The 23,755-nt window shown below is 40.1% G+C and carries 29 protein-coding genes; 6 read left to right on the plus strand and 23 right to left on the minus strand.

Translation table 11 applies throughout. The annotated features are described in order from the left end of the window. Nucleotides 1-217: 217 nt before the first annotated feature. From rraB to EV693_RS02305, 5 genes are all read right to left on the minus strand, one after another. On the minus strand, nt 218-634 hold the full coding sequence (gene rraB, locus EV693_RS02285) for a ribonuclease E inhibitor RraB (protein ID WP_132500775.1): 417 nt from the start codon (nt 632-634) through the stop codon (nt 218-220). 32 nt (nt 635-666) lie between these two features. After that, nucleotides 667-1,287 (minus strand): ribosome biogenesis GTP-binding protein YihA/YsxC, encoded by a 621-nt coding sequence (yihA, locus tag EV693_RS02290; protein WP_132500776.1) that lies wholly within the window; start codon nt 1,285-1,287, stop codon nt 667-669. Beyond that, on the minus strand, nt 1,284-1,706 hold the full coding sequence (locus EV693_RS02295; RefSeq protein WP_132500777.1) for a DUF805 domain-containing protein: 423 nt from the start codon (nt 1,704-1,706) through the stop codon (nt 1,284-1,286). Before EV693_RS02295 ends, yihA begins: the two co-directional genes overlap by 4 nt. Beyond that, the gene (pepN, locus tag EV693_RS02300) at nt 1,706-4,312 is read right to left on the minus strand and encodes an aminopeptidase N (protein WP_132500778.1); all 2,607 of its coding nucleotides are present in this window, start codon (nt 4,310-4,312) and stop codon (nt 1,706-1,708) included. Before pepN ends, EV693_RS02295 begins: the two co-directional genes overlap by 1 nt. 61 nt (nt 4,313-4,373) lie before the next feature. Then, nucleotides 4,374-5,108, minus strand: a complete 735-nt coding sequence (locus EV693_RS02305; protein WP_132500779.1) for a YggS family pyridoxal phosphate-dependent enzyme — start codon at nt 5,106-5,108, stop codon at nt 4,374-4,376. Between the two features lie 81 nt (nt 5,109-5,189). Here EV693_RS02305 and EV693_RS02310 point away from each other — a divergent pair, with 81 nt between their 5' ends. The 6 genes from EV693_RS02310 (at nt 5,190) to tuf (ending at nt 11,024) form a co-directional block, all read left to right on the plus strand. After that, the gene (locus EV693_RS02310) at nt 5,190-5,729 is read left to right on the plus strand and encodes a KdsC family phosphatase (protein ID WP_207906468.1); all 540 of its coding nucleotides are present in this window, start codon (nt 5,190-5,192) and stop codon (nt 5,727-5,729) included. A gap of 112 nt (nt 5,730-5,841) precedes the next feature. After that, on the plus strand, nt 5,842-6,504 hold the full coding sequence (locus tag EV693_RS02315; RefSeq protein ID WP_132500780.1) for an NAD(P)H-dependent oxidoreductase: 663 nt from the start codon (nt 5,842-5,844) through the stop codon (nt 6,502-6,504). Nucleotides 6,505-6,618: 114 nt separating this feature from the next. After that, on the plus strand, nt 6,619-6,993 hold the full coding sequence (gene rpsL / locus EV693_RS02320) for a 30S ribosomal protein S12 (RefSeq protein WP_005708967.1): 375 nt from the start codon (nt 6,619-6,621) through the stop codon (nt 6,991-6,993). 122 nt (nt 6,994-7,115) lie between these two features. Next, the gene (gene rpsG / locus EV693_RS02325) at nt 7,116-7,586 is read left to right on the plus strand and encodes a 30S ribosomal protein S7 (RefSeq protein ID WP_132500781.1); all 471 of its coding nucleotides are present in this window, start codon (nt 7,116-7,118) and stop codon (nt 7,584-7,586) included. 92 nt (nt 7,587-7,678) lie between these two features. Next, complete coding sequence (gene fusA, locus EV693_RS02330; protein ID WP_132500782.1) at nt 7,679-9,781, plus strand: elongation factor G; 2,103 nt, start codon at nt 7,679-7,681, stop codon at nt 9,779-9,781. A 58-nt stretch (nt 9,782-9,839) separates the two neighbouring features. Beyond that, nucleotides 9,840-11,024 (plus strand): elongation factor Tu, encoded by a 1,185-nt coding sequence (tuf, locus tag EV693_RS02335; protein ID WP_132500783.1) that lies wholly within the window; start codon nt 9,840-9,842, stop codon nt 11,022-11,024. Nucleotides 11,025-11,180: 156 nt separating this feature from the next. On the opposite strand, the gene EV693_RS02340 is transcribed toward tuf, so the two are convergent. From EV693_RS02340 to EV693_RS02425, 18 genes are all read right to left on the minus strand, one after another. Then, a complete protein-coding gene (locus EV693_RS02340; RefSeq protein WP_132500784.1) occupies nt 11,181-11,546 on the minus strand; it encodes a DUF596 domain-containing protein in 366 nt (121 codons plus the stop codon). 39 nt (nt 11,547-11,585) lie between these two features. After that, entirely contained in the window at nt 11,586-11,954 is a 369-nt protein-coding gene (locus EV693_RS02345) for a DUF596 domain-containing protein (protein ID WP_132500785.1), read from the minus strand. Next, a complete protein-coding gene (locus EV693_RS09595; RefSeq protein ID WP_132500786.1) occupies nt 11,944-12,651 on the minus strand; it encodes a hypothetical protein in 708 nt (235 codons plus the stop codon). The genes EV693_RS02345 and EV693_RS09595 overlap by 11 nt, the downstream gene beginning before the upstream one ends. A gap of 20 nt (nt 12,652-12,671) precedes the next feature. Next, nucleotides 12,672-13,025, minus strand: a complete 354-nt coding sequence (locus EV693_RS02355; protein WP_132500787.1) for a DUF596 domain-containing protein — start codon at nt 13,023-13,025, stop codon at nt 12,672-12,674. Between the two features lie 197 nt (nt 13,026-13,222). Then, complete coding sequence (locus EV693_RS02360; protein ID WP_132500788.1) at nt 13,223-13,588, minus strand: DUF596 domain-containing protein; 366 nt, start codon at nt 13,586-13,588, stop codon at nt 13,223-13,225. Between the two features lie 47 nt (nt 13,589-13,635). Further along, nucleotides 13,636-13,989, minus strand: coding sequence for a DUF596 domain-containing protein (locus EV693_RS02365; protein WP_132500789.1), 354 nt, complete (start codon nt 13,987-13,989; stop codon nt 13,636-13,638). Between the two features lie 91 nt (nt 13,990-14,080). Then, a complete protein-coding gene (locus tag EV693_RS02370; RefSeq protein WP_132500790.1) occupies nt 14,081-14,446 on the minus strand; it encodes a DUF596 domain-containing protein in 366 nt (121 codons plus the stop codon). Between the two features lie 38 nt (nt 14,447-14,484). Beyond that, nucleotides 14,485-14,835: a DUF596 domain-containing protein gene (locus EV693_RS02375; RefSeq protein WP_132500791.1), complete on the minus strand. Its 351-nt coding sequence runs from the start codon at nt 14,833-14,835 to the stop codon at nt 14,485-14,487. 158 nt (nt 14,836-14,993) lie between these two features. Continuing rightward, nucleotides 14,994-15,335 carry a hypothetical protein gene (locus EV693_RS02380; protein WP_132500792.1) on the minus strand — a complete coding sequence of 114 codons (342 nt, stop codon included), beginning with the start codon at nt 15,333-15,335 and terminating at the stop codon, nt 14,994-14,996. 62 nt (nt 15,336-15,397) lie between these two features. Beyond that, the gene (locus tag EV693_RS02385) at nt 15,398-15,763 is read right to left on the minus strand and encodes a DUF596 domain-containing protein (RefSeq protein ID WP_132500793.1); all 366 of its coding nucleotides are present in this window, start codon (nt 15,761-15,763) and stop codon (nt 15,398-15,400) included. A 42-nt stretch (nt 15,764-15,805) separates the two neighbouring features. After that, nucleotides 15,806-16,171, minus strand: coding sequence for a DUF596 domain-containing protein (locus tag EV693_RS02390; RefSeq protein WP_132500794.1), 366 nt, complete (start codon nt 16,169-16,171; stop codon nt 15,806-15,808). A gap of 44 nt (nt 16,172-16,215) precedes the next feature. Beyond that, entirely contained in the window at nt 16,216-16,587 is a 372-nt protein-coding gene (locus EV693_RS02395; protein WP_132500795.1) for a DUF596 domain-containing protein, read from the minus strand. 19 nt (nt 16,588-16,606) lie between these two features. Next, complete coding sequence (locus EV693_RS02400) at nt 16,607-17,284, minus strand: hypothetical protein (RefSeq protein ID WP_132500796.1); 678 nt, start codon at nt 17,282-17,284, stop codon at nt 16,607-16,609. A 20-nt stretch (nt 17,285-17,304) separates the two neighbouring features. Then, nucleotides 17,305-17,670 (minus strand): DUF596 domain-containing protein, encoded by a 366-nt coding sequence (locus EV693_RS02405; RefSeq protein ID WP_132500797.1) that lies wholly within the window; start codon nt 17,668-17,670, stop codon nt 17,305-17,307. Between the two features lie 19 nt (nt 17,671-17,689). Further along, nucleotides 17,690-18,367: a hypothetical protein gene (locus EV693_RS02410; RefSeq protein ID WP_132500798.1), complete on the minus strand. Its 678-nt coding sequence runs from the start codon at nt 18,365-18,367 to the stop codon at nt 17,690-17,692. A 20-nt stretch (nt 18,368-18,387) separates the two neighbouring features. Next, nucleotides 18,388-18,753: a DUF596 domain-containing protein gene (locus EV693_RS02415; RefSeq protein WP_132500799.1), complete on the minus strand. Its 366-nt coding sequence runs from the start codon at nt 18,751-18,753 to the stop codon at nt 18,388-18,390. Nucleotides 18,754-18,784: 31 nt separating this feature from the next. Next, nucleotides 18,785-19,138: a DUF596 domain-containing protein gene (locus tag EV693_RS02420; RefSeq protein WP_132500800.1), complete on the minus strand. Its 354-nt coding sequence runs from the start codon at nt 19,136-19,138 to the stop codon at nt 18,785-18,787. A 6-nt stretch (nt 19,139-19,144) separates the two neighbouring features. Further along, the gene (locus EV693_RS02425) at nt 19,145-23,737 is read right to left on the minus strand and encodes a two-partner secretion domain-containing protein (protein WP_132500801.1); all 4,593 of its coding nucleotides are present in this window, start codon (nt 23,735-23,737) and stop codon (nt 19,145-19,147) included. Between the last annotated feature and the right edge of the window lie 18 nt (nt 23,738-23,755).

The raw sequence follows: 23,755 nt of genomic DNA on the forward strand, positions 1-23,755 counted from the left end.
TCCCTTCGCCTTCGGCACCTCCCCTCGTAAACGGAGAGAGGGAAGCATTTTTTCGTTTTTGTTCCCTTTCGCTCCTTCTGCCTTCGGAGGGAGCTGCCCATAGGACTGAGGAAGGGGAGAATTAAATGAGAGAAGAGGAAGTTAAATTGACGCTTATTTGCCGCCTCCCTCCGCCTTCGGCACCTCCCTCCGTAAACGGAGGGAGGGAAGTGCTTTTTTAATGTTCATCATCAAAATCATCTTCGTCAGGGAAAAACTCTCCATCTTCGCCATATTCATCTTCTTCAGCGTTTGGATCCTCAAAATACGTTCCCCAACCCTCATATTCTGCCCCTGCTTTTTCGATAAGTGGAAGCAGCTCTTTCTGTTGTGCCGCAATGAGATCAGCGTTCAAGGCAATTTCGCTGACAATATCGCACACAAACAGTAGTTTGCCATTCTCTTCAACCTCTTCTGCTTCAGATATTTCATATCCCAATTTATACGCATCAACGACCAGCTTCTCTAGCTTGTCAAAATCTCGGTGAGCAATATGATGCTCAATAATATAAAGGGCATCAGGATCTGAGCCATCATTCAGTAAATTGGCAATAATTTCATCGGTTTCTTGACGCAATTGTTGTAAATCGTGCATTTAGCGTTCCTCGTTATATATGACTTGTATTTTTATGCGATGTTAAAAGCAGCTGTAAACCAGCTATCTAATCTGCTCGCCAATTTCTCAATCCCAACCTTATTCAGGGCGGAATAGACTTCAACCTGAATATCACCTTGAAAAGGCAAGATGGCTTCTCGTACCATTTTGATTTGCTTACTCCTAGCACTTTGGCTTAATTTGTCTGCTTTGGTGAGTAGCAATAGAATAGGTAACTGAGCAGAAACTGCCCATTCGATCATTTGCTGATCTAAGTCTTTGAGAGGGTGGCGAATATCCATCAAAATCACAATACCGCCTAAGCATTCACGCTTTTGTAGATATTCTCCCAATGCCTTTTGCCATTTGAGTTTCATCTCTTCAGGCACTGATGCATAGCCATAGCCAGGTAAATCCACCAGCTTACAATTAGGCTCAACTTCAAAAACATTGATTAACTGAGTTCGACCAGGGGTTTTCGACGTTCTGGCTAGGTTTTTTTGATTTGTCAGAGCATTTAATGCAGTTGATTTACCTGCATTTGAACGTCCTGCAAAAGCGATTTCAATGCCAGCATCTTCTGGGAGGTGGCGAATATCTGGTGCGGAAATAAGAAAATGTGTTTTATGATAATTGAGCTTAATGTCTGTCATAATGATGTGGGCTTAACTGATAAGCCTTTATCTCCATAATTATTGGGGGTTGGATTGCCTGCAAATACTCCCCACTCAAGCAGCAGTAATGTGCCGATTAGCATAGGCATAAATAATCCTAGCAGCCACGCCATCGTACCTTGTGCATAAAATGAACTTGCATAACAAATAATCGGTACAATCACGATCAAACCCGCTTTGCCTGAACGATTTCTATCGTGTAAGCGTTTAGTAATAATTGCCGCAAGGCTGTAAATTGAAAGCAGCAGTGGCAGTAAGCTCACCCAACTAAAAGCGGTCGAATTGAGGAAAAAATTTGCAAAAATAAATAAAAAGGCAAAATTCACCCCAAAGCCGATCCAAAAGCCTTGACGGTTTAGACGACCTTGGAATGAAAATAAGAGTTGATGCCACGCCATTATTTTAATGCCTTCTCAATTTTCTCAAAGAGATCAGGGGCAAGATTATCAATGCCTTTCAGACGCTCTAATCCACGACGCATTAAGGTTTGGCGTTGTGTATCATAGCGAGAAAGTTTAATCAGCGGTTCAACGATTCGAGCGGCAACCTGCGGATTGGTATCGTTTAATTTCATTAAAATATCGACTAAAAAGCGATAACCAGAGCCATCAATAGCGTGGAAGGCTTTTGGATTTTGGGTAGCAAAGCTACCAATTAATGCTCGCACACGGTTTGGGTTTTTGAAATTGAAACTTCGATGCTCAAGTAGGTTTTGGACAAGCTCTAATACGTTTTCATCAGGACGAGTGGCTTGCAAATTAAACCATTTATCCATCACTAACCCATCTTGATGCCACTTGTTCTCAAAATCATACAGTAATTGTTCTCGGCACGGTAATTGTGCTTTGGTTGCAGCATTGAGGGCTGCAAGCATATCAGTCATATTATCCGCATTGTGATAATGCTTGTGTACCAAACCATTCCCCACATCAGTAAAGGCAAGATAAGATAGACACACATTACGCAATGCACGTTTTGCCATATCTTCTGCTACGACTTGGTAATTTGTCAGTTTATTGTAGTTATAGCAGACCAACAGACGCTCTTTTAACGCTTCGGCAATGGTTTTTTGCATAAACTCTCTAGCAACTGCAATGCCGACTGGATCAATGAGCTTAAATGACTCAGCAAATTCTGTTTCTTTCGGTAAGCTCAATGTGAGAGCGGTTAATTCAGTCTCTTTATTTGCATTTTCCAGCACTAAAGTCAGTACTTCGAGCAATTCTGTGGAGAATCTTAGAGGCTGAGCTTGTTGGTAGCGTTGCAAGTTAGTGCGAAGCTCGTTGAAATAGAGTGTTTGTAGAGCGTCCCAACGTACAAAGTCGTTTTCCGCAAATTTGACTAACGTCATTAGTTGTGCAGGCGTATAGTTATAATCTAAACGAACAGGAGCAGAAAAATCACACAACAGTGCGGGTACTGGACGCTGTGTTACGCTGTGAAACTCAAAAGTTTGATGTTCGTGGATCACATCTAAAACATCACTCACACTTGATAGTTCATATTTTAAATGAATTTTTTGCCCATTTTCGCCGTACAACGCTACCTTTAATGGGATATGTAGATTGACTTTTTCAACTTGATCTGCTGTTGGTGGCGTATATTGCGAAACGTGTAAGCGATAAATCTGATGTTTTTCATCATAATCATCGCTAATCGTTAATTCTGGTGTTCCAGACTGGCTATACCAACGGCGGAATTGAGCTAAATCAAGACCTGAAGCACGTTCCATTGCAGAAACGAAATCTTCACAGGTCGCTGCTTTACCATCGTTTTCAGCAACGTATAATTTCATACCTTCTTGGAATTTGTTCTCTCCCAATAAAGTATGTAACATTCTGATTACCTCAGCCCCTTTTTCATAGACAGTAACCGTGTAGAAGTTATTCATCTCAATGACTTTTTCAGGGCGGATTGGGTGTGCCATTGGGCTGGCATCTTCTGCAAATTGGTGGGTGCGTAAAAAACGCACATCTTCAATTCTTTTTGCAGAGCGAGACCATAAATCAGAGGTAAATTCTTGATCACGGAAAACAGTTAGCCCCTCTTTTAAACTCAACTGAAACCAATCACGACAAGTAATTCGGTTACCTGTCCAGTTATGGAAATATTCGTGGGCAATTACGCTTTCCACCCCCATATAATCTTCATCGGTTGCGGTTTGAGGATTGGCAAGCACAAATTTTGAATTGAAGATGTTCAATCCTTTATTTTCCATTGCCCCCATATTAAAGAAATCGACCGCAACGATCATATAAATATCTAAGTCATATTCTAAGCCGAAACGCTCTTCGTCCCATTTCATTGAGCGTTTAAGGCTTTCCATTGCCCACGTTGCTCTATCAAGATTGCCTCGATCCACATAAATTTCAAGTGCAACCTCACGCCCACTCATCGTGATAAATGTGTCTTTAAGCAGATCAAAATCGCCAGCAACAACCGCAAATAAATAACTCGGTTTAAAGAAAGGATCTTCCCATTCAACCCAATGACGACCGTCCTCTAAATCCCCTTGTGCAATACGATTACCATTAGAAAGCAAGAATGGATATTTTTGCTTACAAGCGGTCAATTTTGTACGATATTTTGCAAGCACATCAGGGCGATCGAGCATATAAGTAATTTGGCGGAAACCCTCTGCCTCACATTGCGTACAAATACCATCGCCAGATTGGTACAACCCTTGTAAAGACGTATTTTGTGCAGGATTTAATCGAGTTTGAATCTCTAATTCAAATTGCTCGTAAGAGACTGGAATCTCTAAAATCAGAGCATCACTGGTCTGCTGGAATTGCGTAAATGGTTGCGTATTTAATTTGACTGAAATCAACTCAAAACTGTGTCCGTCTAAGCGTAGGTGTGTGGCAGTACCGTTTTGACGCTGAATATTTAACTTAGACGTTACTAAAGTGTCCTGAGGATCGAGTTGGAAATCAAGATAAATGTCGGTAACGGTAAAATCGGGTTGGCGATAATCTTTACGAAATTTGGCTTTAGGTTGCATAACATTTCCTTAAATGGGACTGAAATCTTGCTAAGTATATGCGAGTTTAAATCGAAAGTCTTTATTTTGCCCCTGTTTTTGGTGCCTCTGTCTTTGGCGACATTCGAGAGCCAAAAATAGCTGTGCCAATACGCACCATTGTTGAACCACATTCAATCGCACTTTGCATATCATCTGACATACCCATTGAAAGCGTATCAATTTCAGGGAACTCTGCTTGTAATTGTTTAAAAAGCTGTTGCATTTGGAGGAGGATAATTTTTTGCTTTTGCTTATCTATTTCAGGTTTTGGAATTGCCATCAAACCTCGCAATTTAAGGCGAGGAAGCTGAGCAATTTCACGAGCAAACAGCATCATTTCATCAGGAGAAATGCCTGATTTAGATGTTTCATCACTGATATTAATTTGAATCAGTACATTGATAGGAGGAAGATGTTCAAAGCGTTGTGCATTTAAACGCTGTGCAATTTTAATACGGTCAAGTGTCTGGACCCAATCAAAATACTCGGCAACAAGTCGAGTTTTATTGGATTGCAAAGGTCCAATAAAATGCCATTCTAGAGGGAGGTCGGTTGATGTATAGTTCTCAATAAAATATTGAATTTTTTCGACACCCTCTTGTACATAGTTTTCGCCAAATGCAAGTTGCCCTGCTTTGATTGCTTCAATAATGGCAGGAATAGGCTTGGTTTTACTGACTGCTAGCAGTTTTACGGCATTTGGCAAACGCTGATTAATTTGGCTGAGTTGTTGGATAGTTTGTGTTATTTGTTCTATATTTTGAGCAATCGACATTGTTGTCCCCAAAGAGCTATAATGCTCAAAATGATAAAACTCCCCCTACTGAAAAGCAAGGGAAGAAAACAAGGAAACCTTATGATACAACTCACAAAAATTAAACTCGTGATTACCGATGTTGATGGCGTGCTGACTGATGGCAGCTTGTATTACACGGAACAAGGTGAAGCAATGAAGCGTTTTCACGTTAAAGATGGATTAGGCATTAAAATGCTCTTAGCTTCTGGTATCAAAGTGGCTGTTCTTTCAGGGGGGGATAGCCCGATTTTACGTCGCCGCATTCGAGATCTAGGTATTCCACTGTTTCAGCTTGGAAAAATTTCTAAACGCCAAGCCTGTTTAGATCTGATTGAACAGGCTGGTGTGCTTGCAGAAGAAACCATTTTTTTAGGCGATGATACCTTAGATTTACCTGCTTTTGAGGTATGTGGGATCGCCGCTACGGTGGCAGATGCCTATAATTATGTTAAAGCTCGTGCAGATATTGTACTGGAACAGGTTGGAGGGCAAGGGGCATTTCGTGAGCTATCGGATCGCATTCTTGAAGCACAAGGTAAAGAATCCGTTTATACTACGGCTGATGGGTTTATGAAAATGGCGGAAAAAATGGCTCAATAGTTATTCCTAAGCCGCTGCCTTTATTTTCAAATAATGATGCGATATTTTTATTTTGCAAAAAAACGGTACATTCTAACCGCTTGGATACCGCCAGATAACAAAGGATAAGACAATGACAACACTCACTCGCCAACAGGCTCTCGACATTTTTAATTCTCGTGCTGCCACTCGCCACTACGCTCCTAGCAAAAAAATCAGCGAAGAAGATTTTCACGCTATTTTAGAGTTTGCAAGACTTTCACCGAGTTCCGTTGGGGCTGAACCTTGGCAGTTTTTGGTGATTCAAAATCCACAACTACGAGAAAAAATTAAACCTGTTGCGTGGGGTATTAAGCACCCAATGAACGAGATGAGTCATCTTGTTGTGATTTTAGCGAAGAAAAACGCACGTTATGACTCTGATTTTATGCGTCAATCTTTAGAACGTCGCAATTTAAACCAAGCGCAAATAGAAAAATCACTCAATGTTTATCAAACCTTCCAAACAGAACATATAAAAATTTTAGACAATGAGCGTACGCTATTTGATTGGGCAAGCAAACAAACCTACATTGCGTTGGCGAATATGATGACAGGGGCGGCATTACTCGGCATTGATTCTTGTCCGATTGAAGGTTTTATTTATGATGAAGTAAACCGTATTTTATCAGAAGAAGGGCTAGTCGATTTGAATGAGTATGGCGTTTCTGTGATGGTTACATTTGGTTATCGCTCTCAAGAGCCTCGTCCCAAGATGCGGAAACCGCAGAGTGAGGTTGTTCGTTGGATAGAGTAATCTTTTAAACTATTTGACAATTTAGCATTGCTTCTCTAGAATTTGTCGTCCTTTCGAGTATGAATGAAAGGATTAATAATTAACCATTTCTTAATTTAAACTGGAGCTTTTTTAATGGCAACAATCAACCAGCTAGTACGCAAACCGCGTGTGAAAAAGGTTGTAAAAAGCAACGTTCCTGCACTAGAGGCTTGTCCGCAGAAACGTGGTGTGTGTACCCGTGTGTACACTACAACTCCTAAAAAACCGAACTCTGCATTGCGTAAAGTATGCCGTATTCGTTTAACTAACGGTTTTGAAGTTACTTCATATATCGGTGGAGAAGGTCATAACCTTCAAGAACATAGTGTTGTGCTTATCCGTGGTGGTCGTGTTAAAGACTTACCAGGTGTGCGTTACCACACAGTACGTGGTGCACTTGACTGTGCAGGCGTGAAAGATCGTAAACAAGGTCGTTCTAAATACGGCGTTAAACGTCCTAAATCTTAATGGTATTCCGTTAAGTAAGGCCAAACGTCTAATTTTTAAATTAAACCATAAACTCCAGTAACCGAGCTTTGCTCACCATTGAAGTTTTGGATTATCCTGAATAAATAAACGGAGTATTTGCAATGCCACGTCGTCGTCGTATTGAACCTCGCAAAATTCTTCCAGATCCGAAATTTGGATCAGAATTACTTGCAAAATTCATCAATGTTTTAATGGTTGATGGTAAAAAATCAGTAGCAGAATCAATTGTTTATGGTGCTTTAGAAGCATTGGCACAACGTTCTGGTAAAGAAGCTTTAGAAGCATTTGAAATCGCACTTGAAAATGTGCGTCCAACTGTTGAAGTAAAATCACGCCGTGTAGGTGGTTCAACCTACCAAGTACCAGTTGAGGTACGCCCAACTCGTCGTAATGCTTTAGCAATGCGTTGGATCGTTGAAGCTGCACGCAAACGTGGTGATAAATCGATGGCACTGCGTTTAGCAAACGAATTATCTGATGCAGCAGACAACAAAGGCTCAGCAGTGAAAAAACGTGAAGATGTTCACCGTATGGCTGAAGCAAATAAAGCATTTGCTCACTTCCGTTGGTAATCGTTTAGCGATTTGTTTTAAGGGCTTCATTACAAAGTTTACGATGGAGCCTTACACTATACATGTATTAAATTCCAAACAAGGTAATAATAATGGCTCGTACAACCCCTATTTCACGCTACCGTAATATCGGTATCAGTGCGCACATTGATGCGGGTAAAACCACAACCACTGAGCGTATCCTGTTTTATACAGGCGTGAGTCATAAAATCGGTGAAGTGCACGATGGTGCAGCGACAATGGACTGGATGGAGCAAGAGCAAGAACGTGGTATTACAATCACCTCTGCGGCAACCACAGCATTTTGGTCTGGTATGTCTAAGCAATTCGAGCAACACCGTATCAATGTTATTGACACACCAGGACACGTTGATTTCACAATCGAAGTAGAACGCTCAATGCGTGTTCTTGATGGTGCTGTAATGGTTTATTGTTCTGTTGGAGGTGTGCAACCACAGTCTGAAACTGTATGGCGTCAAGCAAATAAATATAAAGTACCTCGTATTGCGTTCGTTAATAAAATGGACCGAACAGGTGCAAACTTCCTGCGTGTTGTTGAACAAATCAAAACTCGTTTAGGTGGGAATGCTGTTCCTCTTCAACTTCCAATCGGTGCAGAAGATAGCTTCACGGGTGTAGTTGATCTTATTAAAATGAAAGCGATTAACTGGAACGAAGCTGACCAAGGTATGACTTTCACTTACGAAGATATACCTGCAGAGATGGTTGCAGAATGTGAAGAATGGCGTGATAACTTAGTTCAAGCTGCAGCAGAGTCGTCTGATGAGTTAATGGATAAATACTTCTCTGGTGAAGAATTGACGGAAGAAGAAATTAAATCTGCATTACGTCAGCGTGTTTTAGCTAGTGAGGTTATTCCAGTTTGCTGTGGTTCTGCATTCAAAAATAAGGGTGTTCAAGCGATGCTTGACGCAGTGATTGAGTATTTACCAGCCCCAACGGATATTCCTGCAATTAAAGGTATTAACGAAGATGAGACTGAAGGTGAGCGTCATGCAGATGATGATGAGCCATTCTCAGCATTAGCCTTCAAAATTGCAACTGACCCATTCGTAGGAAACTTAACATTCTTCCGTGTATATTCAGGTATTGTGAATTCAGGCGATACAGTTTATAACTCTGTTAAACAGAAACGTGAGCGTTTAGGTCGTATCGTACAGATGCACGCAAATAAACGTGAAGAAATCAAAGAAGTTCGTGCAGGCGACATTGCTGCTGCAATTGGCTTAAAAGATGTAGGAACAGGTGATACTTTATGTGCACAAAACGCACCAATCATTCTTGAGCGTATGGAGTTCCCTGAGCCAGTGATTTCTGTTGCTGTTGAACCAAAAACTAAAGCTGACCAAGAAAAAATGGGCTTAGCGTTGGGTCGTTTAGCACAAGAAGATCCGTCATTCCGTGTTCACACTGATGAAGAGTCTGGTGAAACTATCATCTCAGGTATGGGTGAGTTACACTTAGATATTATCGTCGATCGTATGAAACGTGAATTTAAAGTGGAAGCGAATATCGGTAAGCCACAAGTATCCTACCGTGAAACTATCCGCAACCGTGTAAATGATGTGGAAGGAAAACACGCAAAACAATCAGGTGGTCGTGGTCAATATGGTCACGTTGTTATTGACCTATACCCATTAGATCCAGAAGGTCCTGGTTATGAGTTTGTTAATGAGATCAAAGGTGGTGTAATTCCAGGTGAATATATCCCTGCAGTAGATAAAGGTGTTCAAGAACAGCTTAAATCTGGTCCATTGGCAGGTTACCCTGTAGTTGATTTAGGTGTGCGTTTACACTTCGGTTCATACCACGATGTTGACTCATCTGAGCTTGCATTTAAACTTGCAGCATCATTAGCGTTTAAGGCAGCGTTTGCAAAAGCAAACCCAGTTCTACTTGAGCCAATTATGAAAGTAGAAGTTGAAACACCACCAGACTATGTTGGTGATGTAATCGGCGATTTAAGCCGTCGCCGTGCGATGGTGAATGGTCAAGAAGCGAGTGAGTTTGTAGTTAAGATCAATGCTGAAGTACCACTTTCAGAAATGTTTGGTTATGCAACAGACTTACGTTCACAGACCCAAGGTCGTGCATCATATTCGATGGAGCCATTGAAATACGCTGAAGCACCAGCAAGCGTTGCATCGGCTGTTATTGAAGCTCGTAAAAAATAATTTATAAAACTCGTAGTGCTTTTAGGACTACGAGATTTCACTTAAGGAAACATTAAAAATGTCTAAAGAAAAATTTGAACGTACAAAACCGCACGTTAACGTGGGTACAATCGGCCACGTTGACCACGGTAAAACAACTTTAACTGCAGCAATCACTACCGTTTTATCAAAACACTTCGGTGGAGCTGCTCGTGCATTTGACCAAATTGATAATGCCCCAGAAGAGAAAGCACGTGGTATTACCATCAACACATCACACGTTGAATACGATACAGCAACACGCCACTACGCACACGTTGACTGCCCAGGACACGCAGACTATGTAAAAAACATGATTACGGGTGCGGCACAAATGGATGGAGCAATCTTAGTAGTAGCAGCGACAGATGGTCCAATGCCACAAACTCGTGAGCACATTCTTTTAGGTCGCCAAGTAGGTGTACCATACATCATCGTATTCTTGAACAAATGTGATATGGTTGATGATGAAGAATTATTAGAATTAGTTGAGATGGAAGTGCGTGAACTTCTTTCACAATATGACTTCCCAGGTGATGATACACCAGTTGTACGTGGTTCAGCGTTACAAGCTTTAAACGGTGTTGCAGAATGGGAAGAAAAAATTCTTGAATTAGCAGGTCATTTAGACAGCTACATTCCAGAGCCAGAGCGTGCAATTGACAAACCATTCCTTCTTCCAATTGAAGATGTATTCTCAATTTCAGGTCGTGGTACAGTAGTAACAGGTCGTGTTGAGCGTGGAATCATCAAATCAGGTGAAGAAGTTGAAATTGTTGGTATCAAAGACACCACCAAAACAACCGTAACAGGTGTTGAGATGTTCCGTAAATTACTTGACGAAGGTCGTGCAGGTGAGAACGTTGGTGCATTATTACGAGGTACTAAACGTGAAGAAATCGAACGTGGTCAAGTGTTAGCGAAACCAGGTTCAATCACGCCACACACAGACTTTGAATCGGAAGTGTATGTGTTATCAAAAGAAGAAGGTGGACGTCATACGCCATTCTTCAAAGGTTATCGTCCACAGTTCTACTTCCGTACAACAGACGTAACAGGTACAATCGAATTACCAGAAGGTGTTGAGATGGTAATGCCAGGCGACAACATTAAAATGGTTGTTAGCCTAATCCACCCAATTGCGATGGACGAAGGTTTACGTTTTGCGATTCGTGAAGGTGGTCGTACAGTTGGTGCGGGCGTTGTAGCGAAAATTATCAAATAATTCGTTTGAATCTTTGAAAGCAAAGATGAGATATTATTAAATATCAGAGAAAAGCGTGTCGAGAGGCACGCTTTTTTATCAATAATGTTGCATTATGAGTAGAAAGGACCTAACTAAAAGAGTTACATTCAAATGAATCACCCTGCAATTGTTTAATTACGTCCACTCCTCAAAACCATCTTCCCAAATCCATACTGCTCCCGCTGGTGCACCTATTAACCACCATAAATGATCAATATCCTTTTCAGGATCATTATCATCATATTCTTCGGGCCAAGCCTGACGAAAAAGGTCGATTTGCTCCTCAATAGTACCTTCTAGAAACTTACCTTGACTAGCGAGTTTCAACTCGCCAATTCTAATTAAGTCCCCCATAAATTCTAAAAACATCTCTTTAACTTCAGGGTTATCCCTTATCGCACCAAACTCCTCTTCAAATTCAGCAAATAGGGCATCTAGCATAAGCCCCTTGCCTCCAGCCATAATTTTTTCATATTGGCTTTTAGTTAATTTCTCTAGCATTTTTCCTCCGATTAGTGATTATTGAAACTTTAGTTCAAGCTACCACGTCCACTCCTCATAACCATCTTCCCAAATCCACACTGCACAAGCAGGAGCAGCGGCAAACCACCATAAGTAATGAATATCTTTTTCTGGATCATTATCATCGTATTCTTTTGGCCAAGCCTGTCGAAAAAGGTCGATTTGTTCTTCAATGTTTCCCTTTAAAAAATTCTTTCCATCAGCAAGTTTCATTTCGCCAATTCTAATTAAGTCCCCCATAAATTCTAAAAACATCTCTTTAACGTCAGGATTATCTTCTATAAAACCGAATTCTTCTTCAAATCCAACAAACATCGCATTTAATAATAGCCCTTTATTTTCAGCCATTAATTTATTGTATTGATTATTGGTTAATTTATCTAACATTCTGTTCTCCTATTAATTGTTGAAACTTTATTTCAAACTGATTACGATTTATTAAATTATGACCTTGTTCAGCTTTTTGAGAATTTATATCAATTGTCCATTTTGCTTTTGTAATTTCTTGACTATCAGAAAAATTCCTTAATGTAAATCGATTACCATGTCTGTCTTGCACTGCATAGTAGATCCCTTGCTTTACACCGTCTTTTTTGATTTTATCCACTGGATTAGGCATTTTAGAAATCCCTGCTAAATCCTGAAACAATTGGAAAATTTCTTTATCGGATACACCGCTATACACAGCGGCTCTTTTACTGAGTTCTGGAATAGGGTAATGCTCTTTGCCATTTAAGGTTAGGCGTAGATTTTTAGCCTTAAAGCCAGGGGCATTGATTTGTTCTCGTAAGCCATTAATCAGATTTTGACGGTGCGTAATTTGGTTGGCAATTTTCTGAATATGCGGCAAATTGCTTGGTTTATTGATTGCCGTTTTAAATTTACTCACTGCACTGGCGGGCAACGCTACTGTCGCAACTTTTCCTGCTCCAAGTAAACGAGCTTGAGTGCTTTTATCTAGGCTGTTCCATTGACGACTGATAACATTGCCTGTGTTGTCATCAACATAAGAGACGACTGCCTCAATGCCATCTCCAAATGTGCCGAGAGCTGATAAAAAACAGCCTGCTTTGCCTTTTGGCAAAACAGACCGCTATTACCTAATTACGTCCACTCCTCAAAGCCATCTTCCCAAATCCACACTGCTCCTGCAGGAGCACCTATTAACCACCATAAATTATCAATATCTTTCTCAGGATCATTCTCATCATATTCTTTTGGCCAAGCCTTGCGAAAAAGATCGATTTGTTCCTCAATGGTGCCTTCTAGAAACTTCCCTTTGCTAGCCAGTTTTAGCTCGCCAATTCTAATTAAGTCCCCCATAAATTCTAAAAACATCTCTTTGATTTCAGGGTTATCTTCCACAGAACCAAATTTTATTTGGAAATTACTGAAAAAGTTCCCTAAACTCAGTCCTTTGAACTCATCTAAAAAATTAATTTTATCTTTAGTGTTCATTAAATATCTCCATTATTGAAACTTTAATTCAAATGTTTTGTTGAAAATTCGATTATTTTCCTCTGCCTTTCTGACATTTATATCAATTGTCGATCTTGCTTTTGTGCTTTCATAGCTATTCGAAAAATCTCTTTATCAGGAACCCCATAAAAAACAGTCTGCTTTGCCTCTTGGCAAAACAGACCGCTATTTCTTAATTACGTCCACTCCTCAAAACCATCTTCCCAAATCCATACCGCTCCTGCTGGAGCAATTAGTGACCACCACAAATGATGAATATCTTTTTGAGGGATATTGTCATCGTACTCTTTTGGCCAAGCTTGACGAAGAATATCAAGTTGATTTTCAATACTACCTTCTAAAAACTTACCTTGACTAGCGAGTTTTAGCTCTCCAATTCTAATTAAGTCCCCTATAAACTCTAAAAACATCTCTTTGATCTCTGGATTATCTTCTACAGAACCAAATTCATCTTCAAATCCAGTAAAAATAGCATCTAATGGAAACCCTTTATTCTCCGTCATCAATTTACTGTATTGATTATCGGTTAATTTCTCTAACATTATGTTCTCCATTATGGCTATTTAGTGTATGTTTAATGATTTATAAATTATGTCCATATTATAGTGCCGTCTTCCCAAAACCATACTGCTCCTGCAGGAGATAAAGTCCACCACCACATATAGTCAATATCTTTTTCAGGTACATTTTCATCGTACTCTTTTGGCCAAGCATTGCGAAAAAGATCAATTTGTTCCTCAATTGTACCTTCTAAAAAGTTGCCGTTACGAGCGAGTTTTAATTCGCCTGTTATCATTAAATCTTTCATAAATGCTAAAAACATTTCTTTAATTTCTGGGTTATCTTCAACATTACCAAATCTTCCTTGAAAATTACCGAAGAAATTTACTAAACTCTGTCCTTTAAAATGATCTAAGAAATCAATTTTATCGTTGTTATCCATTTTATACTCCTATTTTTGAAATTTTAACTCTACCCTTTCTTTAACTAACAGCCTGCTTTGCCTTTTGGCAAAACAGACCGCTATTTCTTAATTACGTCCACTCCTCAAAACCATCTTCCCAAATCCATACCGCTCCCGCTGGGGCGGCATAAGACCACCATAGCATCTCAATATCTTTTTCTGGGTCGTTATCATCATATTCTTTTGGCCAAGCCTGACGGAAAAGGTCGATTTGTTCCTCAATTGTACCTTCTAAAAATTTACCACTACGAGCAAGTTTCAGCTCTCCAATTCTGATTAGATCGCCCATAAATTCTAAAAACATCTCTTTAATTTCAGGATTATCTTGGATCTCTCCAAATACGTTTTGAAATCCGCCAAATATAGCTCCTAGTGCCAACCCTTTATTTCCTTCCATAATTTTGTCATATTGACTATTAGTTAATTTTTCTAACATTATACTTTCCACCATAATAACTTAAGAGATTGAGTAATTTATGTCCATGACATTGTGCCGTCTTCCTCAATCCATACAGGACCAGCAGGAGCTAAAGTCCACCACCACATATAATCAATATCTTTTTCAGGATCATTTTCATCGTATTCCTTTGGCCAAACTTGCCTAAATTGCTCAACCAATTCCATAGCACTTCCTTCAAGAAATTTGTTATTTCTAAACAGTTTTAATTTATTTTCTTCTATAAGTTCTTGCATAAAAGATAAAAATAGTTCTTTTATCTCAGGATTTTCATCTATATATCCAAATTCATCTTGAAATGCAGAAAAGAAATGGGGAAAACTAAGCCCTATGCTCTTATCTAATACTCTTTTTTTTCTATTTATCATAATTACACCTCGCTTTTTATTTAAATTTTAACTCAACTTTATTTCTAAAAATCTTGTCATCTTTAGATTTATCAGTAATATCAATCGTCCATTTGGCACGAGATTGCTCAGCAGAGTCAGAATAGTTACGTAGATTAATAGTAATGTCTGAGTTTATTCTACTTACATACAATTTCCCTCCAGTTTTCCATCATTCTTACCTCAGGCATTTTGGATATTCCAGCCAAATCTTGGAATAATTGGAAAATTTCTTTATCGGATACACCGCTATACACAGCGGCTCTTTTACTGAGTTCTGGAATAGGTAATAACTCCTTATTATTTACAGGCAACCTTAAATCCCTAGCTTTAAAACCCTGACGATTAATTTGCTCTCTCAAAGAATTAATCAAATTCTGACGGTAAGCAGCTTGAATTATCGCCTTTTCAACAGCTAATTTGTTCGCTTTTGTGCGGGGAAGTGTAACTAATTTCTTGACCGCCGATGCAGTTAAACCCACCCCTAGAATTTATAAAAAACAGCCTGCTTTGCCTTTTGGCAAAACAGACCGTATTTACCTAATTACGTCCAATCTTCGTAACCATCTTCCCAAATCCATACTGCTCCCGCTGGTGCACCTATTAACCACCATAAATGATCAATATCCTTTTCAGGATCATTATCATCATATTCTTCGGGCCAAGCCTTGCGAAAAAGGTCGATTTGCTCCTCAATAGTGCCTTCTAGAAACTTACCTTGACTAGCGAGTTTCAACTCGCCAATTCTAATTAAGTCCCCCATAAATTCTAAAAACATCTCTTTGATTTCAGGATTATCTTGGATCTCTCCAAATACGTTTTGAAATCCGCAGAATAGACCGTCTAAAACCAACCCTTTGTTTGTTTGCATAATTCTGTCATATTGACGTTTGGTTAATTTCTCTAGCATTTTTCCTCCGATTAGTGATTATTGAAACTTTGGTTCAAGCTACTACGTCCACTCCTCATAACCATCTTCTGCAATCCACACCGCTCCCGCTGGTGCACCTACTAACCACCATAAAACACCTATATCTTTTTGGGGATCACTATCATCATATTCTTTTGGCCAAGCCTGACGAAAAAGATCGATCTGTTCCTCAATGGTACCTTCTAGAAACTTCCCTTTGCTAGCCAGTTTCAACTCGCCAATTCTAATTAAGTCCCCCATAAATTCTAAAAACATCTCTTTAACTTCAGGGTTATCTTCTATAAAACCGAATTCTTCTTCAAATTCAGCAAATAGGGCATCTAGCATAAGCCCCTTGCCACCAGTCATAATTTTCTCATATTGACTTTTAGTTAATTTTTCTAACATGTTGTCCTCCATTGAATGATTATTAGGATAATGACATAGCTATTTTACCACCACGTCCAATCTTCATAACCATCTTCCCAAATCCATACTGCTCCTGCTGGTGCACCCACTAGCCACCAAAAATAGTGAATATCTTTTTGGGGGTCATTATCATCATATTCTTTTGGCCAAGCCTGACGAAAAAGGTCGATTTGTTCTTCAATGCTCCCTACTAGAAAATTGTCCCAATTAGCGAGCTTTAATTCTCCAATTCTAATTAAATCTCCCATAAATTCTAAAAACATCTCCTTGATTTCAGGGTTATCCTCTATACAGCCAAATTCTTCTTCAAATCCAACAAACATTGCATCTAATCCTAACCCTTTATTTTCAGTCATTAATTTATTGTATTGATCATCGGTCAGTTTCTCTAACATAGCTTTCTCCTATTCATAACTATTGAAACTTTATCTCAAACTTCTTACGTTCTATTAATTTATGATCTTGCTCTGCTTTACGAGCATTTAATTCAATTGTCCATCTTGCCTTTGTAGCTTCTTTGCTACTGGAATAACTTCGTAGGGTAAATTGATTTCCATAGTTATCTTCATATGTGTGGTAAATCCCTATCTTTTTACCATCTCGAATTTCTTCTATTGGGTTCTGCATTTTAGGGAGCCCTGCTAAATCTCGGTAAAACTGAAAAATATCTTTATCAGGTATTCCTCTATATACCGCTGCTCCTTTGCTAACATCTGGAATAGGGTAATGCTCTTTGCCATTTAAGGTTAGGCGTAGATTTTTAGCCTTAAAGCCAGGGGCATTGATTTGTTCTCGTAAGCCATTAATCAGATTTTGACGGTGCGTAATTTGGTTGGCAATTTTCTGAATATGCGGCAAATTGCTTGGTTTATTGATTGCCGTTTTAAATTTACTCACTGCACTGGCTGGCAACGCTACTGTCGCAACTTTTCCTGCTCCAAGTAAACGAGCTTGAGTGCTTTTATCTAGGCTGTTCCATTGACGACTGATAACATTGCCTGTGTTGTCATCAACATAAGAGACGACTGCCTCAATGCTATCTCCAAATGTGCCGAGAGCTGATAAAAAACAGCCTGCTTTGCCTTTTGGCAAAACAGACCGTATTTACCTAATTACGTCCAATCTTCGTAACCATCTTCCCAAATCCATACCGCTCCTGCTGGAGCACCTATTAACCACCATAAATGATCAATATCCTTTTCAGGATCATTATCATCATATTCTTTTGGCCAAGCCTGACGAAAAAGGTCGATTTGTTCTTCAATGGTACCTTCTAAAAATTTTCCGTAATCAGCAAGCTTTAGCTCGCCAATTCTAATTAGATCCCCCATAAATTCTAAAAACATCTCTTTAACTTCGGGGTTATCCCTTATCGCACCAAACTCCCTTTCAAATGCAGAAAATAAAGCCGTTAACATCAACCCTTTACCTCCTTCCATAATGTTGTCATATTGACTTTTAGTTAATTTTTCTAACATGTTTTCCTCCATTGAATAATTATTGGAACTTTAATTCAAAGCTATCAACCGTTAATTGATGCTCTACTGTAGCTTTTTTGCTATTTATATCAATTGTCCATCTTGCTTTAGTCGCTTCTTGGCTTTTAGAAAAATTTCTTAAGGTAAATTGGTTACCATGCCTGTCTTGCACTGCATAGTAGATCCCTTGCTTTACACCGTCTTTTTTGATTTTATCCACTGGATTAGGCATTTTGGAAATCCCTGCTAAATCTTGGTAAAACTGAAAAATATCCTTATCAGGTATTCCTCTATATACTGCTGCTCCTTTGCTAACATCTGCAATAGGGGAATACTCTTTACCATTTAAGGTTAGGCGTAGATTTTTAGCCTTAAAGCCAGGGGCATTGATTTGTTCTCGTAAGCCATTAATCAGATTTTGACGGTGCGTAATTTGGTTGGCAATTTTCTGAATATGCGGCAAATTGCTTGGTTTATTGATTGCCGTTTTAAATTTACTCACTGCACTGGCGGGCAACGCTACTATCGCAACTTTTCCTGCTCCAAGTAAACGAGCTTGAGTGCTTTTATCTAGGCTGTTCCATTGACGACTGATAACATTGCCTGTGTTGTCATCAACATAAGAGACGACTGCCTCAATGCTATCTCCAAATGTGCCGAGAGCTGATAAAAAACAGCCTGCTTTGCCTTTTGGCAAAACAGACCGTATTTACCTAATTACGTCCAATCTTCGTAACCATCTTCCCAAATCCATACCGCTCCTGCTGGAGCACCGACTAACCACCACAGCATATCAATATCTTTTTTAGGATCATTCTCATCATATTCTTTTGGCCAAGCCTGTCGAAAAAGGTCGATCTGCTCTTCAATGCTTCCCTCTAAAAGTTTGCCAGTACGAGCAAGTTTCAACTCGCCAGTTCTAATTAGGTCACCCATAAATTCTAAAAACATCTCTTTAACTTCAGGGTTATCCCTTATCGCACCGAATTCCTCTTCAAACTCTGCAAATAAGGCGGTTAATGTCATACCTTTACTTCCTTCCATAATTTTGTCATATTGACTTTTAGTTAATTTTTCTAACATGTTATCCTCCTTTATACTAAGCATTTATGAATTATGTCCCTGTTACAGAGCCGTCTTCCCAAACCCATACGGCACCTGCTGGAGCAACACTCCACCACCAAAGATGTTCAATATCTTTTTCAAAAACTCCGTCGTCATATTCCTCAGGCCAGACTTTCCTAAATTGTTCAACTTGCTCTTTGGCAGTACCCAAAAGATATACACCACTATTAGCAAAACGTAAGTGTCCATCTTTAACTAGCTCCTCTAAAAAAAGTAAAAATGTATCTTTCACTTCAGGGTTGTGATAAATACTGCCAAAATATTCTTGATATATGCCAAATAAAAATGGAAGAGAAAATCCTTTTGCTTTTTTTAAAATTTCTTCTTTTAATTTCTTATTCATAATGAGCTACCTTAGCTGAAATTTTAGTTCTAGGTCTTGTTTAAAAACTCTGTTTTCTATTAAAACTTTTTGAGTGTTTTTTATATCTATAGTCCATTTAGCTAGAGATTGACTTGCTGTATCAGAGTAATTGCGTAATGAGATTGAATGTCCTGAAGGTGTTTTTACAGCATATAACTTCCCAACGCTTCCATCTAACGCTCTCCAATTTTCCATAATTCTTACTTCTGGCATTTTGGAAATCCCTGCTAAATCTTGAAATAATTGGAAAATTTCTTTATCGGATACACCGCTATACACAGCAGCTCTTTTACTTAGTTCTCGGTCAGGTAAATACTGTTTGTTGTTTAAGTCTAACACTAGATTTTTAGCCTTAAAGCCAGGGGCATTGATTTGTTCTCGTAAGCCATTAATCAAATTCTGCCGATAGGTCATTTGCTTAACGATTTTATCAATATTAGGCACATACTTCGGCTGATTGAGTACCTCTTTCGCTTTTACTAAAGTAGCACTTGGTAATGCAATGGTTGCAATTTTGCCTAATCCAAGCAAACGATCCTGCGTGCTTTTATCCAAACTGCTCCATTGACGACTGACGATATTGCCTGTGATGTCATCAACATAAGACACCACTATCCCTGTAACTTCCCCCACTTCCCCTAATGCTTGAAATACTAGGGTTGTCATCTCTGGAGCCATTGCCATTGCCAGCTCAACGGTTGCATTTGTCGCTGACGATAGTACTCGTCCCAGTGGGTCTTCTCCACGACCAATGACCTCAAATCCATCAAGTGGATTGCCTTTGCCTGAGAGGGTAACGTAAGCAGCAAGAAGTACAGGGATAAACCAAATCGCATTATTTTTGACTGCAATTTCCGCACTGTTTACCGCTGTATTCACATCTCGGTCAGTGAGGGCTGCAATGCTGCCGACGATGAGTTTGGTTTTATCGACAATAGTTTGACGTTCTTGGAAGGTGAGTTGTTGAGGAGGTCGTCCATCTAATAAAATTTCTCCGACAATCTCGCCGACAGCCGCCCCCATTGCCCCATCACCACATTTTCCCCTTTGTGTAGAGGCAGCGGCACAACCTGCGACTGCGTGGGCTAATTTATGGGCGACTTGGCGATACCAACCTTGTTCATTGCCTGCGGTAATGCCTTTAATATGTTGCGACAGTTCGCCTTGTAAGGTTTGAGCAAGGGCGGCAATAATGGCAGTTTCTAATCCCCTTGATAAACTTTCGCCATTAATGGCACTGTTGGTTAGTGCGGCTGTGCCTGCATTGACAAGGCTGACACTGAGGCGGTCAATAAAGGGGCTGGCTTCTGTAACGTGGGCAAGCCCTAATGTGCCTAGCAGTTGGCTCGCTACCCCTGCGGTAACGACAGAGGTCGCAAGTTGCTTGACAGTGCTGCTATGCCCTAAATCTTTTAATGCTTTGCCGACGTCGCCTTTATTATTAACCACCGCAATGGAGGCTTGGCTAGCCAGCGAAGAGAAGGCCGCATTTGCCATCGCTGCCGCTGTGCCGCCTTGAGCGAGCGTTGTGCCTGTGATGCTCCCTGCTAAGGTGGCGCCCGTGCCATAAGTTGCCACTGCAACCGCTATCGCAATTAACGCCGCCCCCGCACCAGTTAAGCCCTCTTGTTTATAATCCCATTTATCATAAGCCAGTGCCACTTCATTCCAATTGACGTTAGCATCACTTTTTAATTGCTTTAAATAGCGGTATTCTGGTTTTTTAATGAGTGCTTCAAGCTCAGTTTTTAATTTACCCTTTGGTACATCAACAATAATGCCGTTTGGAGCATTAAAAATAGGTTGAACGCCTGCAAAAGAAGGCAAGGTCAGATTTTCGCTTAACTCACCACGCCCTGCCATTTTCTGCCATACTAGGGCGTTAGATTGGCGGCGCTCTTCATTTTGGATCGTACTTTTAATGCCTTGTAAAATCAGTTTGGCGTCTTTACGTGCTTTGTCGCCCACGCCAACCTGAATATTCGCCCCTGTCAGGCTATTTTCGAACTGTGTCCCTTGTAATAACGTTTCCCAGCCTGATCTGAGGTTGGTACGCTGAGCCACCAATCTTGCAGGCAATGCGGATTTCATCACCTGCGTACTCGAATGGTTGGATTTGTTATAAGTAATCCCTAAAAACTTAGAGCGTTTATGACTTTCTAGCTTGTTGTACTTGATTTCATCAACGGCGTACAGCCTCAATGCCTGACCTGCGGTGAGATTAATGGTGTCATTCGGGGCATCAAATACCGTGGCATAGGCATTCAAGTTATGTCCTGTATGTAAATCAATGCCTTTTCCTGCACGAATGATTGTCGGTTCCGCCTTGGCGTGGCGATCTTCTTTAATATCAGTGACATATTTACGCTTATACCATTTACCAGTTTTATAGCTGTACTTATGGTAGGAATAGAGTTCGCCCTGTCCTGAGCTTAAATGAATATCATCATTGGCATATAAATTGACCTTACCCTGTTCTGCTAACAGGTGAGACGCACCAATATTTAAGATGCCTGTTGGTGCAGCCGTGTAAATATTGACGCCTAACTGACCGCTAATTTGGCTCGGATTATTCAAAATGGCATAAGAATACTGATCGCCACCGCCTGCTTCGTAAGTGTCAAACACACCGTTAATATTAATAGAGGTGGGTGGCGTGTCCTCGATTTGTGGCAATAAGCCTGCGGCATAAATATTGACTTCCTGATCGGCAGTGAGTTTAGCCCCTTCAATATTAATGCCTTGCTTAGACACAAGATTTATATGCTTGGCACTTAGCGTTGATAGGCGATATTCGTGCCCTCGTGTGTTTTGGTTTAAGAGAGAAACGGTTTTTTCAAGTGTGGATTTTTCTTTTTTAACTTTCTCGATTTTACGTTCTGTCTGCTCAATTTTCCGATATGCTTCTTCGATCTCTTGAGGATCTTCCTCGATAGTATAATCAATACTTAGATCTATATTATAACAATCACAGTGTGTAAGAAATTCGTCTAAACCAAAAGCTAACCATTTTGCTTTATCATAATCTGGGTCATTTTCAAGATCATTTAACTGCTGATTAATGGCTCTTAATTTCTCTTCATAAGAGTATTTTTTGTTTGTTTTATAATCACTAAATTTATTCAATATACCCTGAATAGATAATGAGTGTTGATTACTTGCAAGGGAGATGGTCTCCTGTGCATTCAGTGCTGCCCCATTGATTTCAATGGCTGGTGAGACAACGTGAATGTTATTCGCTTTAAGTGACACAAGCGGCTGAAGGGGCGTATTGTTATTTAGCGTAGTCGTCTCGGTTTCTAGCTTAACTTTGCCATACTGGCTTTGTAGCTGAATATCATCAGCAGAAACTAGCTCGCTACTTGTGCCTAGTGTCACATTATTTTTGGCACTTAAGGCGAGATTGCCTTTTTGTGTGCTGAGTTGGGTCGTGGTCGTATCAATATGCTCTTTTGCTGCAATGAACACGCCCATACCCGATGAATTATCCGTTTGCTTGATTTGGGTATTTTTCAGTGTAACGTTTCTATCTGAATTTAGCGTAACACGCGTTTTCGCCTCTATTTTCCCAGCGTTGCTCACAATATCTTGTCGATTGAGCGTTTCTAAATTGAGGGTGGCTTGACGATGGGCGACCGAGTTTTGGCTAACCATATCGCCTTGATTTTCAATTTTGCCAGACGAGGTAACAACTAAATGATGAGTGGCTTTTAACGTACCTAAGTTGCGTACGCCTGCTCCATTTTCATTAGCGACCAAATAAATACTGTCGGCGTAAATTCCCCCAAGTTTAGCAACATCAATGCCCACCTCAGGTGTTGAGCGATAGTTATCGCTGAGAAGATAATTAGAGATAGGCTGCTCAACGGCTTCACCTGTCTCATAATCTAGCATTTGACGCCCTGTGGAAACTGCCAGCTGCCTTGCTTGCAGATCCCCTTGCACTTCAACGGCACGGCTAAGGATTTCGGTATAATCCGTTTGTCGATTATCCATTCCATTTTTGCCAATCACCACCTTGCCTTTTTGAACATTCAGGGCAGCCAATTCATTCCGTTGAATCTGCGGCTGTCCCGTGGTCAAGACTGCTCTGCTGGCGTTTTGAATGCCACCGCCATTGACAACAATGCCTGATGGATTGGCAATAATCACATCGGCTTTTGTCCCTTGTACATTGAGTGTGCCATTTAACTGCGTAGGGCTATTTGAACGCACTTCATTTAAGATAACCTTAGCACTGCCTTTGGCTAAATAAGGGTTACTGCCTCGCTGATTATTTAACGTGGCTCCCTTTGCATTGACATCAAATTGCGTATAGCGATTATGGCTCAGTCCATTGTCATTTGGGGTTTGAATATTAATCAAAGGTCGCCCTTGATTATCACTTAATATGACAGGTCGTTGATTTGTGGGGGCGTGCGTATCAGCAATGATGTTGGCATAACTTGGTAAAATAGTGTACCCAAGGAAATTACCAAGCAAACACCAAGTGATAAAACGAGAAGCGAATGATTGTCGAGAGAGCGGCGAGTTTGCACGTTCCAAACGGCGGCGGTATAAAAAAGGCAGTTTTTTCATCTTTATTCCTTATCTATA

Origin of the sequence: Nicoletella semolina (genome assembly GCF_004345745.1) — a bacterium.
Classification (GTDB): Bacteria; Pseudomonadota; Gammaproteobacteria; order Enterobacterales; family Pasteurellaceae; genus Nicoletella; species Nicoletella semolina.